Annotated in this window: 15 protein-coding genes; 5 read left to right on the top strand and 10 right to left on the bottom strand. The window is 47.3% G+C overall.

Translation table 11 applies throughout. The features are described 5' to 3' along the window. Window positions 1-317: 317 nt before the first annotated feature. From queC to queF, 4 genes are all read left to right on the top strand, one after another. Window positions 318-998 carry a 7-cyano-7-deazaguanine synthase QueC gene (gene queC, locus EL84_RS12480; RefSeq protein ID WP_047844142.1) on the top strand — a complete coding sequence of 227 codons (681 nt, stop codon included), beginning with the start codon at window positions 318-320 and terminating at the stop codon, window positions 996-998. Then, complete coding sequence (gene queD, locus EL84_RS12475; RefSeq protein WP_036611465.1) at window positions 995-1486, top strand: 6-carboxytetrahydropterin synthase QueD; 492 nt, start codon at window positions 995-997, stop codon at window positions 1484-1486. Before queC ends, queD begins: the two co-directional genes overlap by 4 nt. Then, window positions 1479-2252 carry a 7-carboxy-7-deazaguanine synthase QueE gene (queE, locus tag EL84_RS12470; RefSeq protein ID WP_047841926.1) on the top strand — a complete coding sequence of 258 codons (774 nt, stop codon included), beginning with the start codon at window positions 1479-1481 and terminating at the stop codon, window positions 2250-2252. Before queD ends, queE begins: the two co-directional genes overlap by 8 nt. 139 nt (window positions 2253-2391) lie before the next feature. Further along, a complete protein-coding gene (gene queF, locus EL84_RS12465; RefSeq protein WP_036668798.1) occupies window positions 2392-2883 on the top strand; it encodes a preQ(1) synthase in 492 nt (163 codons plus the stop codon). 153 nt (window positions 2884-3036) lie between these two features. Here queF and EL84_RS12460 read toward each other — a convergent pair whose 3' ends face one another. After that, a complete protein-coding gene (locus tag EL84_RS12460; RefSeq protein WP_047841925.1) occupies window positions 3037-3249 on the bottom strand; it encodes a hypothetical protein in 213 nt (70 codons plus the stop codon). A gap of 253 nt (window positions 3250-3502) precedes the next feature. On the opposite strand from EL84_RS12460, the gene EL84_RS12455 reads away from it, so the two are divergent. Further along, a complete protein-coding gene (locus EL84_RS12455) occupies window positions 3503-4777 on the top strand; it encodes an MFS transporter (RefSeq protein ID WP_047841924.1) in 1275 nt (424 codons plus the stop codon). Window positions 4778-5199: 422 nt separating this feature from the next. On the opposite strand, the gene EL84_RS12450 is transcribed toward EL84_RS12455, so the two are convergent. From EL84_RS12450 to EL84_RS12410, 9 genes are all read right to left on the bottom strand, one after another. Further along, window positions 5200-5688, bottom strand: coding sequence for a prolyl-tRNA synthetase associated domain-containing protein (locus tag EL84_RS12450; RefSeq protein WP_047841923.1), 489 nt, complete (start codon window positions 5686-5688; stop codon window positions 5200-5202). 58 nt (window positions 5689-5746) lie between these two features. Next, complete coding sequence (locus tag EL84_RS12445; RefSeq protein WP_082218996.1) at window positions 5747-6592, bottom strand: EcsC family protein; 846 nt, start codon at window positions 6590-6592, stop codon at window positions 5747-5749. A gap of 194 nt (window positions 6593-6786) precedes the next feature. After that, the gene (locus EL84_RS12440; RefSeq protein WP_047841921.1) at window positions 6787-7767 is read right to left on the bottom strand and encodes a family 43 glycosylhydrolase; all 981 of its coding nucleotides are present in this window, start codon (window positions 7765-7767) and stop codon (window positions 6787-6789) included. Between the two features lie 357 nt (window positions 7768-8124). After that, a complete protein-coding gene (locus EL84_RS12435; RefSeq protein ID WP_047841920.1) occupies window positions 8125-8313 on the bottom strand; it encodes a hypothetical protein in 189 nt (62 codons plus the stop codon). An 81-nt stretch (window positions 8314-8394) separates the two neighbouring features. Then, on the bottom strand, window positions 8395-9816 hold the full coding sequence (locus EL84_RS12430; protein WP_047844141.1) for an arabinan endo-1,5-alpha-L-arabinosidase: 1422 nt from the start codon (window positions 9814-9816) through the stop codon (window positions 8395-8397). 56 nt (window positions 9817-9872) lie between these two features. Beyond that, window positions 9873-10715, bottom strand: coding sequence for a carbohydrate ABC transporter permease (locus EL84_RS12425; protein WP_036611483.1), 843 nt, complete (start codon window positions 10713-10715; stop codon window positions 9873-9875). A gap of 26 nt (window positions 10716-10741) precedes the next feature. Beyond that, window positions 10742-11632 carry a carbohydrate ABC transporter permease gene (locus EL84_RS12420; RefSeq protein WP_036611613.1) on the bottom strand — a complete coding sequence of 297 codons (891 nt, stop codon included), beginning with the start codon at window positions 11630-11632 and terminating at the stop codon, window positions 10742-10744. A gap of 157 nt (window positions 11633-11789) precedes the next feature. Then, the gene (locus EL84_RS12415) at window positions 11790-13130 is read right to left on the bottom strand and encodes an ABC transporter substrate-binding protein (RefSeq protein ID WP_036611486.1); all 1341 of its coding nucleotides are present in this window, start codon (window positions 13128-13130) and stop codon (window positions 11790-11792) included. Window positions 13131-13262: 132 nt separating this feature from the next. After that, the gene (locus tag EL84_RS12410) at window positions 13263-14174 is read right to left on the bottom strand and encodes a glycoside hydrolase family 43 protein (protein WP_053061664.1); all 912 of its coding nucleotides are present in this window, start codon (window positions 14172-14174) and stop codon (window positions 13263-13265) included. Window positions 14175-14412: the final 238 nt, after the last annotated feature.

Genomic DNA, 14412 nt, shown 5'->3' with positions numbered 1-14412 from the left:
ACCACACCGTTTCATGTTATAATGGTTCAGACAATTGAAGAAGAAAATCCATGCCTGTGGCATGGGAGAGGTTCGCGAACTCCCTCTATAAGACTTGACCATGTGATGGTCAGTATAAGTCTTGCGTACACGTTGCGGTCACCATGCAATCATGTACGTAAAAAACTAAGGACACTTACTCTTGCCTGCTTTTTTGAAGCGGTTATCGAGAAGGTGTGTTTTTTGATGGATGCCAGTTCATGAACTTCTCTGTTCTTCCGACACTCTATGCCTATGTGCATGGTTTGATCTCAAGAAGATAGAGAGGTTTTTTTATGTTGAACGAAGAAAAAGCAGTCGTTGTATTCAGCGGCGGTCAGGATAGTACCACGTGTCTGTTCTGGGCCAAACAACAGTTTGCCGAAGTCGAGGTTGTTACGTTTGATTACGGACAACGCCACAAGCTGGAGATTGAATGCGCAGCGGAAATCGCACGTGATCTGGGCGTACAGCAAACGGTCCTCGATATGAGCCTGTTAAATCAGCTTGCACCCAATGCGCTCACTCGCACGGATGTGGAGATTACACATGAAGAAGGCGAACTGCCAAGTACATTTGTGGATGGACGGAATCTGCTGTTCCTCAGTTTTGCTGCCATTATGGCCAAGCAAAAAGGAGCACGTCACCTGGTTACAGGTGTATGCGAGACGGATTTCAGCGGATACCCGGATTGCCGGGATTCATTTGTGAAATCGATGAATGTGACGCTTAACCTGTCCATGGACTATCCATTTGTCATTCACACCCCGCTCATGTGGCTGGACAAAGCCCAAACGTGGAAGATGGCCGATGACCTTGGTGCTTTTGATTATGTCCGTGAGCGTACTCTGACCTGTTATAACGGCGTGATCGGCGATGGATGCGGAGAATGCCCTGCTTGCAAACTGCGCAAAGCCGGACTGGATCGTTATGTACAGCAACGTACTGCTGCTGAATCTACGGGAGTGGATGTACGATGAGAGAGCCAGGAACATTCCGTATTGTAGAGCATCTGCAACGCATCGGAGAAGATATTCTCCCCACCCAGCTGCGCTACCACCGCAAACGTGTGCTTGTAAGCAAAGAATTCACCTTTGACGCAGCACATCACCTGCATTGTTATGAAGGCAAGTGCAAGAACCTGCACGGTCATACGTATAAAGTTATTTTTGGTATCAGCGGTTATCCGGGTGAAACCGGGCTGACAGTTGATTTTGGACATATCAAGGATATATGGAAAACTCAGATTGAGGGATATCTGGATCATCAGTACCTCAACGAGACACTTCCTTTAATGAATACCACGGCTGAAAATATGGTCGTTTGGCTGTTCGAACAGATGGAACATGCGCTCCAGACGGAGCCCTATGCCGGGCTGACCGATGGTGGGCGGACAGAGTTTGTCCGACTCTTCGAGACACCCACCAGTTACGCGGAAGCGAGACGGGAGTGGATGATCGATGAGTAGTGTGACACAGCAGGTGAATGAGACGGGATCTCGCAAAGAGGCTCGCATTCCCGTGATGGAGATTTTTGGTCCGACGGTTCAAGGCGAAGGCATGGTCATCGGGCAAAAAACGATGTTTGTTCGCACCGCGGGCTGCGATTATCGCTGCTCCTGGTGCGACTCGGCCTTTACCTGGGACGGCAGTGGCAAGGACCAGATTCGGATGATTACGCCAGAGGATGTATGGGAAGAATTGCGCCGCGTTGGCGGCACCCGTTTCTCCCATGTGACTATCTCTGGCGGTAATCCCGCCCTGCTCGCTTCGCTGGGCGGGTTGGTTGCCCTGCTACGGGAGAACGGCATCCGCACCGCGGTGGAGACGCAGGGCTCCCGCTGGCAGCCTTGGCTGGCGAACATTGACGAAGTCACCCTCTCGCCCAAGCCACCGAGCTCCGGCATGGACACCGATTGGGCCGTGCTGGATGATCTGATCGAACGGTTGGCCGCTGGCCCGGTAGAACGAAGTCATAGTCTGAAAATCGTGATCTTCGATGAGACAGACCTGGACTATGCCCGCCGTGTGCATGCACGGTATCCGGGCACGGATTTATTTTTACAAACCGGGAACCCGGATGTGACTTCCGCCGATACACCAGATTTGGCATCCTCACTGCTTGCTCGGTATGAGTGGCTGATTGACCAAGTCAGTGCCTCCGATGACCTGAATGATGTTCGTGTGCTTCCACAGCTTCATACGCTGGTATGGGGCAACAAACGCGGCGTTTGATGGGCAGTATTGGTGGAATGATGTAAGGATGAGGACGAAATGTCATCAGATAAAAAAGAGAATTATACAGGCAAAATTGCCTATTCATATATACCGCTAGGCTTTGGGCTTGGCGGAAACAAGGAGCGTTTAATAACCGATGAGACAACCTGATGAAATGCAAGATGTGACGTTGCTGGGCAACCAGAACGTAAAATATACGTTTGAATATGATCCAGGAATCTTGGAGAACTTTGATAACAAACATCCGTACCGCGATTATTTTGTAAAATTCAACTGCCCGGAGTTCACTAGTCTGTGCCCGATTACGGGTCAGCCGGACTTTGCAACGATCTATATCAGCTACATTCCGGATGTGAAAATGGTCGAAAGCAAATCACTCAAGCTGTACCTGTTCAGCTTCCGTAACCATGGTGATTTCCACGAGGATTGCGTGAATATCATCATGAACGACCTGATCAAGCTGATGGACCCCCGCTACATCGAAGTATGGGGCAAATTCACACCGCGCGGCGGCATCTCCATTGACCCGTATACGAACTATGGTAAGCCTGGAACGAAATACGAGCAGATGGCCGACCACCGCATGATGAACCATGATATGTACCCGGAGACGATTGATAATCGTTAAACTGGCGGGTAAATAAACTCTGCTATAACTAAAATAAATTATAGGACACAGAAAAGCCGAACTCTTCAAAACCTGAAGAGATCCGGCTTTTTCTTTGGTTAGTATACACCTGTATGAGACTAAGTGTCTCAACGCAATTGGATCGCAGCGCATTCAAGTAGACTGATCTTCCTTTAGTTCTCTGACTTTTTTGACGTAATGTCTCAACATCAGCACACCAATCGATTGAAAAATGATAAATATGACGATGGCAGCAGCTAGAGATTTTGGTGCAACATAGACAGCCTGAAACGTTATTACAGCCATATACAAAATAGTCATCACCAACTCACGTTTGGCGGATTCATAAGGTGATAAGGATTTCATATCCATCCCTCCTCTATCCTTCTTACACATAAATATGGGTCTTCTTACAGTAGATGCTAAAGTAATACGTTTATTTTGTAAATGTAATGCTATTAATAAACACCTCAGAAATAGAGTTGAATTCATCAACGTTTTCCCTTGTTCCCCTTGTCGGTCCAATCAATCTATCCTATTATGTAACAATATGCTTACACGCATATATTACAACATCAGGCGCTGATCCCTCGTGACCGCGACCAAAGGAGAATTGTACATGTCTACACAAACCTCATTAACCAAGGACGCCACAGCGCGTTCGAAAGCCCCACCCGGATCGGATGCCCAAAGCACCGTTTACCGGATACTCATTGCCATCAGTTTGGTTCATCTCTTCAATGATTCGATCCAGTCGGTTATTCCAGCCATTTTTCCGATTCTGAAAGATTCCATGCATCTCACATATACTCAGATCGGATGGATCTCATTTGCTATCAACTTTACCGCTTCCATTATGCAGCCTGTGGTAGGCTGGTTTGCTGATAAAAAACCGACACCATCTATCCTGCCCATAGGCATGGGTTTTACATTTACCGGCATGTTGCTGTTGGCTTTCGCCGACAGTTATATGGCTGTCCTGATTTCCGTTATCTTTGTCGGTCTAGGTTCCGCCGCTTTCCATCCGGAAGGTTCACGGGTATCCCATATGGCTGCTGGTCAACGACGTGGACTGGCACAGTCCATCTTCCAGGTTGGTGGTAACGCCGGGCAGTCCCTTGCCCCATTGCTTACACGCTGGATCTTTATCCCGTTTGGACTGTTCGGTGCCATTGGATTTACAGGCATTGCTGCCATGGGAATTGCAGTTCAGATCTACATAGCCCGTTGGTATGGACGCATGCTTCAATCAGGAGGATATCTGCGTAGACAGGCTGCTGCCCGTCGCGCACCCAATCCTGCTTTGCGCAAAAAGATTACTGCCGCCATTACGCTATTGATTTTGCTCGTCTTTGTTCGTTCCTGGTATATCGCTTCCATCGGCAGCTTCTATGCGTTTAATCTGAAAGATACTTTTGGATTGTCCACAGAGGACGCGCAGATCTATATCTTCTTGTTCCTGGCTGCTGGAGCACTTGGTACATTCTTCGGAGGACCTCTTGCGGACCGATTCGGCAAACGTAACCTGATCTTCCTGTCCATGGCTGGAGCTGCTCCTCTTGCTCTGTTGTTGCCCTATGCGAATCTGTTCTGGACAGGCGTACTGCTAACCATTATTGGTTTTATTATGTTATCCAGCTTCTCGGTTACGGTTGTGTACGCACAGATGCTGATTCCGGGCAAAATCGGAACGGTTTCCGGTCTAATTACTGGTCTGGCATTTGGTATGGGAGGCCTGGGCGCACTCGTGCTGGGCAACTGGATTGACGTTTTCGGTGTATCACCCGTAATGCAGATGTGCAGCTTCCTGCCCCTGCTCGGGATCTTCACGTTCCTGCTTCCATCCGATAAATTACTCAATATCTGGGCGAAAGAAAACGGTAGTGAAGAGTAAAAAATACATCAATAGGTGCCCACTTTTTATTCTATATTAGATCCAATCCTTACGTGGCAGCATTGCCCTTATAAGACGTTATCTTGCGCTAACGAACCTGACAGCACTTATTTGAACGAATACTGCCGATTTCGCAATCTAAAGAATCTGAGGAACGCTATTCCCGAGAAAAAGGCCGAAAACCTTGGAATGTGCGTGTGAAATGCAGAAATAACGTGTCTGAGATTCTTTAGAAATCGGGATTAGTGAAATATCGCCCAGTAGCGTCTGCTGAGTTCGTTAGATTTCACTTTAGTCACCTGCATTTACAGTATGAATAAAAAGTCCAACCATAACAAAAAAGGTTCCCGCCATCTCTGTATATACAGAACGGCAGGAACCTTTTTGTTATATATGTTTTTCTCGTATTTAGCTTCAACCGTTTATTCCACGTCACACATGACAACGCTGCTACCTTGAGCTGTAATCAGTTCCTTCACATCTTCAAATTCAAGGAATACCGTTGCCGTATTTTCCATGGGATGAATCCCAATTTTCTGACCAACTAAATCCTTGTCAAAAACTACGGTCACGTTTTTCTGCATGTTATTAAACACTCCCATTGGATTTACATGGCCCTTTTCCAATCCGAGGAATTCCAACAAATCCTTTTCACTGGCAAAACTTAATTTGCGGCTAGGTATCTTTTCGCTTAAACTTCTCAAATCAACGGACTTTGTCCCAGCAATCGTCACCAGATAATAGTTGCGCTTCTTGTCATCACGCAGAAACAGATTTTTAACGATACGTTCTGTATGTGGAATCTGATAAGAGAATATTTCCTCCATCGTGTATACTGCGGGATGTTCAATACTTTTGTAAACGATATTATTGCGATCTAAAAGATCATAGAAACCCTGTTTGTTTAACATATCAAATTCATCTCTTTCAATATAAATATTCTTCTATATTATGACTTCTTCTGTAATATTACTTCAAACGCTGAAGGATCAGCCGTTTTTTGTACAACATTTTGCCTGCTTCGGCTACATCTCGAATTGTATTTTTGTTGCTCACCGAACCAAACACCATGCCAGCAATCGGCACAAGTTGGAACAGCTTCTTCCAGCCAAAAGATTCACTGTAGGAGTTAAACACTTCCCGCCACCCCTGCATCTGCGATACCACTTCAATGGGTTTGTCGGGATCATCATAAGCGGCCAGTTCTTCAATGATCGCTTTCTTACCTACAATATCAGCGGAAGAGAATTGCAGACATTTGACAATGAAGATGCGCTCCAGCGGTTCATCCGGATCATAACCATAACATAGAGCCATCTCTTGCAGTACCTTCAGAGAAAGCCCCATCACCATCGGAATATCTGCTGCTATGGTTACAATGCCACCAAACCCTGTAGCTGCTCCCTGAGCCGCGGCAAACTTGGTTCGACTCTCTGTGATGTTATCGGCCACCCGGTCCAGCACCTGAAGTGGCAGATTCTCTACACTATGAATCTTTGCTGTCCCCTCCGCTTCAGATTCCTGCTCCAGACGATAGGTCGTATCCATCATGGAATAACCGGACCTCCCGGCTTCCTCTTGCAACAGCTTGGCTACTTTTTTCTTCTGTACGAGGAACTTGCCCCCATTCTGCACATACTGACCCACGTCGTTCAGGGAATCTCCGATCTTCTGTTTCAGCGCTTTAGGCATCACTTTATCCAACATCGCAAAGGGCAAACGCCCGATTTTATCCCAAATAAACAAGTCTTTCTGTTGTTTCTCCCATTTCAAAATCTGTTCAAGTTCCTTGTCCAACGTCTCGCGTGAATCCATATGTGATCCTCCTAATAGGTTCTGCATCGTATTCTGTATCTCTCTCATACGCAGAAATCATCGTTGTGGTTGCTTTGTTTTGTGTCCAGGACACATATGTTCAGGCCACTCTATCTTATCGTTCACACACAGAAGAGCCCTTAATCAGCATCACTCGCTAACTAAGGGCTCTCATATTAAGGTTTCACTACCTCTTATTTTGCTTCTGCTACTGCGCTGCCATCTGGGACCGGAACACCGAAATCAGGTGTGCCATCTTCACGCCAATGAATCACTTGAGCACGGGCATGGCGGTTCGGATCATACAAGGGATCACCCTCGATGTCTTTGTAATTACGTGCATGGTAGATCAGAATATCGGTTTTGCCATCTGGTGACACGGTAAAGCTATTATGACCTGGGCCGTATTGGCCGTTCGCTTCACAAGTCTGGAATACCGGCTCGGGTGATTTCACCCAGCTGGCCGGATCAAGCAAGTCGGCATTTTCATCTGCGGTGAGTAGACCCATACAATAATTGTAATCGGTCGCGCTTGCCGAGTAGCCGATAAACAACCGCCCATTCCGATGCATCACGGCTGCTCCTTCATTGACCTTAAAGCCGATGATTTCCCAATCATACTCTGGGGTAGAGATCATAACCTGTTCGCCGCGTAGCGTCCATGGGTTCTCCATTTCGGCAATGTACAGATTGGAGTTGCCCACAATATCAGGATCTTTCTGCGCCCAGACCAGATAGCGAATCCCCTTATGTTCAAAGGTTGTTGCATCCAGCGCAAATGATTCCCACCGTGTGTGTATCTGTCCCTTTTCTACCCACTCTCCTTCGAGTGGATTCGCGGAATCGTTCTCCAGGACATACATACGGTGATCAAACAGTCCTTCGTTGGTCTCACTGGTGTGAGCCGCAGCGTAGTGTATGTACCATTTGCCATCGATAAAATGAATCTCCGGTGCCCAAATGTTGGCACTCATGGGCCCTGTGTCACGCTTCGTCCAAGCCGTTACCGGCTCAGCATCTCTTAACTCTTCCAAAGTCTCTGCTCGCCGGATTTCGATCCGGTCAAAGGCTGGCACGGAAGCGGAGAAATAATAGTAACCATCTGTATGACGGTACACCCATGGATCAGCGCGCTGCTCCAGGATAGGATTAGTAAATGTAATGGAATCAGTCATGGGAATGCTCCCCTTTCAAATGTTGTTTGGCTCGAAGTTTGGGGATGTAACCCAATTGCGAAAAAGCGAAAACCCTTTTGGGGTGGTGCACAGCGGACGTTCGGGGGTGGCAGGGCCTTGGTGCTCTCTTGTCCTCCGATTTCTTTTACTACCGCTCTCTGCGGTTGAAATCGGATGCCAAACTCGCTCCTGCGGCTCCTTCCTCCCCCTCACTGCTTGTGCACCCTCGGAGCGGTAGCTCGCTCTTACCGCGCTCGCCGGGTTACAACCTCACTTCGAGCCTTTTTGGTGGCTCGGTCTTATGGGGTTGACCACTTCGCAGGGTCAACTCTCCCCATATTTAGTGCATGATTGGCCTCAGACATAGGCCAGCACAGATGAATCTCGAGTGTCTAAAAGCTGCAACACCTTGGCGTTAGCGCACCTTAACATGCCAGCTTTGTCATACACAGCAGGCGCTCGGGGGTGGTAGAGCCTTGGTGCTCTCTTGTCCTCCGATTTCTCTTTCCACCGCTCTTGGCGGTTGAAATCGGATGCCAAACTCACTCCTGCGGCTCCTCCCTCCCCCTCACTGCTTGTGCACCTCGGAGCGGCAGCTCCCTCTTAACGCGCTCGCTGCTCGCCCCCTTACTCCTCCGCTGCGCTAATTTGCTTGCCCCAGACCGCCACGCCGTGGTCATCGAGACCTGTCACCACCAGCGTGGGCTGGCTTCGCTCCCAGTCCCAGGACGGGAGCAGCTTCAGCTCTTCTGTGGAGGCTCCGCCCCATGGGCTTTCTTTCCACTTCAACATCAGTGTTTGTTTGTCATCAAATGTCCAGGTTCCTGAACCTTTTTCGCTTTTAATTTTACCGTTGCTTGTTAGGGTATAAGGCACGGCTTGAATCTGCCCGTCCACGGACGGATCAAGCGCCATACCTTCCCACTCCCCGGCAATCATGGATTTCGGAATATCCTGTGCAGTCTCACCTGCGTAACGTTCAGGTGAAACCACAGGCCAGCCATCCTTCGTCCATAACATTTTGCGTACATGCAGATATGGCCAGTTTTTATCCGTCTCGCCCCGTGCATGATGCACGATGTAATAATCGCCTCCGTCCTTCAGAACGGAGTTATGTCCGGGCGCAACCCAGCCCTCGCCTTCTGTGAAGCGATAACCGCCGAGAATTTTGGTGCCGATCTCATATTGCGGCAGATACTCTGTATCCAGCATGTTATTGCCGTTTATGTCCGTGTACGGTCCTGTGATTGAATCAGCACGCGCAACCCGCACGTTATAATCTTCGAACAAGGAATCATAGGAGACAAACAGATAATACTTTTTGAACTCCGGGTTATACACAATGTATGGACCTTCGACTGCACCTTCTTCGGTAGCACGATCCCGAGCAGCAATGCGAGTACCATAACCCTCTTCCTTGAATTTCCCGGTGTCGGGATCAAGTGGCGCAATGTAGATTCCGTCAAAGAATGAACCATATACCATCCACGAATTACCCTCGGCATCCACAATGGGATTGGCATCAATGGCATTTAATTTGTCCTGTTCATTCGCAGAAGTTTTCACAACCAGTCCTTCATCTGTCCAAGGACCTTCGGGAGATGGAGATGTCTGAAGACCAATAGCCGACTGGGTACTGCCAAAAGAAGAAGCCGAATAATACATCCGATAGGTATCACCAGCCTGAATAACATCCGGTGCCCACAGATTGACCGCACCCGTCCAGTCCAGCGCTTCTTGCGGAATACCCGGGAGAGCTTGACCTACCCACTTCCAGTGGATCAGATCATCTGATTTACGTACCATGACGCCGGGTTTCGCTTCTCCTGCTACACGAACGTCTGTGGAATAGACGTAGTATCCCTGGTCTGTTTTGATAATGGCCGGATCATGCGCATTGTTCACCGTCCAGCGTGATTCATCGTCCAAAATGGAAGTGTCATACAACTGAGCATCTTGAGGAGCTTCAGGAAAGACGGGACGGGACACCGTTTCTCCTGCTCCTTCTCCAGAACAACCCGTAGCTCCAACAACCAACAATAACAACATGGAAGCAACCACTCCTTTTCCTGAATTCGACCACCGTCGGAATTTCTTCCGCTGGTTCATCCCTTCACTCCCGAAATGGCAACCGACTCAATAATCTGTTTCTGGAAGATCAGGAAGATGATTAATACAGGTAACAGAGCCACAATCGATGCCGCCATAATAAGTGGATAATCCGTCTGGATCGCATACGTGGCATTAAAGTTTGCTATAACGAGCTGTAACGTCTGCTTCTCCGGTGAATTCAGATAGATAATTGGTGCCAGATAATCGTTCCAGATGCCCATGAACCAGAGAATCAACTGTGCAGCAATCGCCGGTTTGATGAGCGGGAACGTAATACTGGAGTACAGCCGGAAGTAGGAACTTCCATCGATTTTGGCCGCCTCAATAATCGCATCAGGCACACTAAGCAGGTATTGGCGCAGGAAGAAGATCATGATTACGTTACCGAACAGTCCTGGAACGATCAGTGGCAACAGCGTATCCACCCAGCCCAGCTTTGCAAACATGATGAATTGCGGGATCATGACTGTTGGATAAGGAATCATCATGGATGCCAGCAACGCGAGAAACAGTTTGTTTTTGTGCGGGAATCTTAACTTGGCAAAAGCAAAGGCTGCGATACTGGACGTAAACGTACCCACCACCGTTACACTCACCGCAACGATGAGGCTGTTTTTGATCCCGCTGAGCAGCGGTCCTGCTTCCCAGATTTCTTTATACTTTCCAAATTGGAACACTTCAGGTATCCATACAGGCGGAAGCGCGAACACATCCTGCTTCTCCTTCAATGACGTGGACAACATCCAGATCAGTGGTGCAATCATTGCAATTGCCCCAATCGCAAGTACGATAAAAATGATCGAGTTTGTTAATTTCCTCTTTTGACTGTAAGACATCTCCGGTTCACTCCTTTCCTTGACAATCAATCCCCATCATAGGCTGATTTTTCGTTCATTTTGAATTGCACCAGGGTAATGACAAAAATGAAAATACCAAGAATCATGGCCATTGCTGAGGCATAACCCATCTGCAAGTTACTGAAAGCTTTCTGCCAGATGTAGAAAACGATCGATGCCGAAGAATATTCAGGACCACCCGTCGGTGTCATAATGTTCATCTCGGTGAAGATCTGGGAACCGCCAATGATATTTGTAACAATGAGGAAAAAGGTAACTGGCTTCACCATAGGCCAGGTGATATTGCGGAAGATTTGGAACCCGTTCGCTCCATCCAGCTCAGCCGCTTCGTAGTATGTACGTGATACACTTTGCAGTGCCGCCAAGTACAATAACATCGTGTATCCAAGACCCTTCCACACCGTCATAATAATCAGAGCCGGTTTGACCGTGTCTTTGTTCGCGAGCCAGTTAGGCCCTTTAATCCCAAACAGATCAAGGAACTGGTTCACCAGACCGTAATCCCCGTTATACGCCCAGTTCCACATGATGGACACCGCAGCGAGGGAAGAAATAACTGGAATGTAATAGATCACACGGAATGTCGTTGTGCCGGGAATTTTACGATTCAGACCCATTGCCAGCAACAATGCGAGCAACAATCCAATCGGAATACCAAGCATCAGGAAGAATGTATTAAACATCGCTTTGTAGAAAAGGTCATCCGTGAGCAAATCCTTGAAGTTGGCCAAACCGATAAAGTTCATCTGTCCCAGTCCGTCCCAATCCGTAAAGGAACCATAAAGGGAGTAGAGGAACGGGAACATGACAAAGATCAGCAATCCAAGAATCGGAGGTAAAATAAACAGATATCCGTACAGCATCTCTTTGCGATACAAACTCGATTTCGTAATCACGGCGTTCACCCCTGTTTCTAGTATCAGCATGTGGCATTCTTCGATTGAACCTTGTCGATCAACGAATGCCACATGCCCGTATGGAATCCAATAAGTTCCAATACGAATGATGCCAGCAGCATGATTGCAGGCTGCCGGCATCACCCTTTCCTATCTACTATTTCTGAGATTTCTTTTCTTGTTCAACCGCTTTGTCGAGCAGTTTTTGCATTTTCGGTTGTTGCTGCTTCACATAGTCTGCGGCTGTAATCTTGCCATCCAATACCGGCTGGATGTCCGTGAAGAACAGGTCATACCATTCCGCATTGTACGTGTAGTTACCTGGCAGAGCCCGGCCGTAATCTTCAACAATATCAATGAATTCCTGTTTGTTGGCTGGTTTCGTGGATGTATCTTTGGCCCACTCGTCTGCCATATCAAGCAAGTTCGGAATTTGTACCTTGGCATCTACCAGTTGTTGCATGCCTTCCTTCGAAGCCGTAAGGTAGTTCACCAATGCTGCTGCTTCTTCTGGATGTTTCGTTTTCGCGGATACTCCGATTCCCAGAGATCCGATCCACGTTGCCGATTTGCCAGTTGATCCCGCAGGGAATGGCAGCAAATCATAATCGAAAGGCAATTTCTCAAATGTACTCATATCCCATGGGCCTACAGGGAAGAAAGCCATTTCACCTTTCATCCAGCGTTGATACGTATCCAATGTTTGCGCTTCCTCAATGGAAGGTGTAATTTTGTATACATTCTGCATATCAGCGAAGAATTGCAGTGCTTCAGCGAATTTTGGATCATCAATCGTTACTTTTGTTTTGGTCTCATCCAACCAATCCCCACCGTTGCTCCATACAAAGGATTGCAGTGCCCACTGTACGTTGAATCCAGTACCGTATACATCCGGTTTACCATCTCCATTGGTATCCTTGGTCGCTTGCTGATTCACCTTGATGAACTCTTCCCATGTGTATGGTTTATCCTTGTCAGGGAGTGGGATCCCCTCTTTTTCAAACAACGTTTTGTTGTAGCCCAGTGCAAATGGCCCCAGATCCTTCGGCATACCGTAGATATCACCTTGACCTGCCATTTGGCCGTCATAACGATACAGGTCCACGCCGTATTTCCAGATATTATCGAGATCAACATCCGGATTGTTTTCAATATACGAAGTGAGGTTCATCAGCACATTGCTGTTCACATACGCTTTCACGTCACCCGGATTGATATAAAATACGTCAGGCAAGCTGTTGCCTGTAATTGCCGCTCTTAGTTTGGTTGCATATTGATCCGCAGCCGTTACGATAATTTTGACTTTCACACCCGGATGATCTTCTTCGAATTTCTTGACCACTGCTTGGTATGCTTTCTGCTCATCAGTACCGCCGCGGAACATAAACGTTAACTCCTTGTCCCCACTTGCACCGCTGCTTCCTCCGCAACCTGCGAGTACCAGCGCACTTACCAGCATAAGAAGCATAAATGTGACCCAATTCTTTTTCTTTACCATCTGAACCCCTCCTGATCTGGACTTGTAACCGTATTCAATTGGATGAAATAAGATTTCTGTTGTTAAATTTATCAAATCCAGATCACTTTAGTCAACACTTTTATAAAACATTTTATATTTATATAAAACAAATCAGTATTTCGGCCAGCCATTCGAGTCCCAAAGCAAGTCATTAATCAGCAATTTAGGATTGCCATTATCCTCTGCATCATAGGCATGTCTTGCGATGACATTGCCGTTGTACACGTCCTGACCACCTGGACCTTTCCACTTCACATTGCCTGTATCCAATATCGTTCCGCCACCATTCAGCATATTAACTCCGTTTTTGTCCACATAAGGGCCTGTTATACTGGTCGAACGTCCATAGACCATTTTGTAGGTACTGTTCACCCCTTGGCAGCAAGAATCGATGGAAGCAAACAGGTAATAGTAGCCGCCACGATATACAATACTTGGTCCTTCAATAGCACCTCCGTTATTCGGGCGCGCAGCAATGGAAGTTATACTTCCCGTCGGTTTCATCGTGTTTTTGTCCAGCTTGACAATCTTCAGGCCACTCCAGAAAGAACCAAAGGCCAGCCACGGATTGCCTGAAGCATCAATGACCAGATTTGGGTCAATGGCATTATAATTATTGGCGGTCGTGGTTTGAAGCACCAATCCTTCATCCTTCCACTGCCCTGCTCCAATGCTGTTCGCAGAAGCAAGACCAATCGCAGACCGATTGGAGCCAAAGGTGGAGATCGAATAATAGAGCCATACTTTTCCGTTATACTGCTCTACATCCGGTGCCCATACATCCAATCCGCTTTGTCCCGGAACGGCAGAAGCCCACCAGGATGGCTTACTTAAGAAGATTTGTGGAACACGATACCAGGACGAACCATTATCGGATTTCAATACTTGAATACCCGGGCCGGTTGAAAAGGTGTACCAGGAACTGCCCTCTTTGATAATCGATGGATCATGAACAGCGGTATCTCCGGTCAGATTCCAGAATGCCGCCAAAGCTTTTGACTGACCTGCTAGCAGTAATACCATCACAAGTAATGCCGGTAACGCCAACCGTTTCCACTTAAACCTCTTCACATTGCTTAACTTTTCCAAACCAAACTCCACCTTTCCTGTTCAAATGGTTAATTAGGTTCATGAAGTATTGAATCAATTTAGGTATAATAGGATTATAAAAGCGGTTACATTACATTTCAATGGTATATTTCAAATATATGTGAACTGATTAACACTTATTTTAACCGGAATAGTGGACAAAATATAGATT

The sequence above is a fragment of the Paenibacillus sp. VT-400 genome (assembly GCF_001029205.1).
GTDB classification, from domain to species: Bacteria; Bacillota; Bacilli; order Paenibacillales; family Paenibacillaceae; genus Paenibacillus; species Paenibacillus amylolyticus.
The sequence above is the reverse complement of the archived record's forward strand: the minus strand, read 5'-3'. Positions and strand labels throughout refer to the sequence as shown.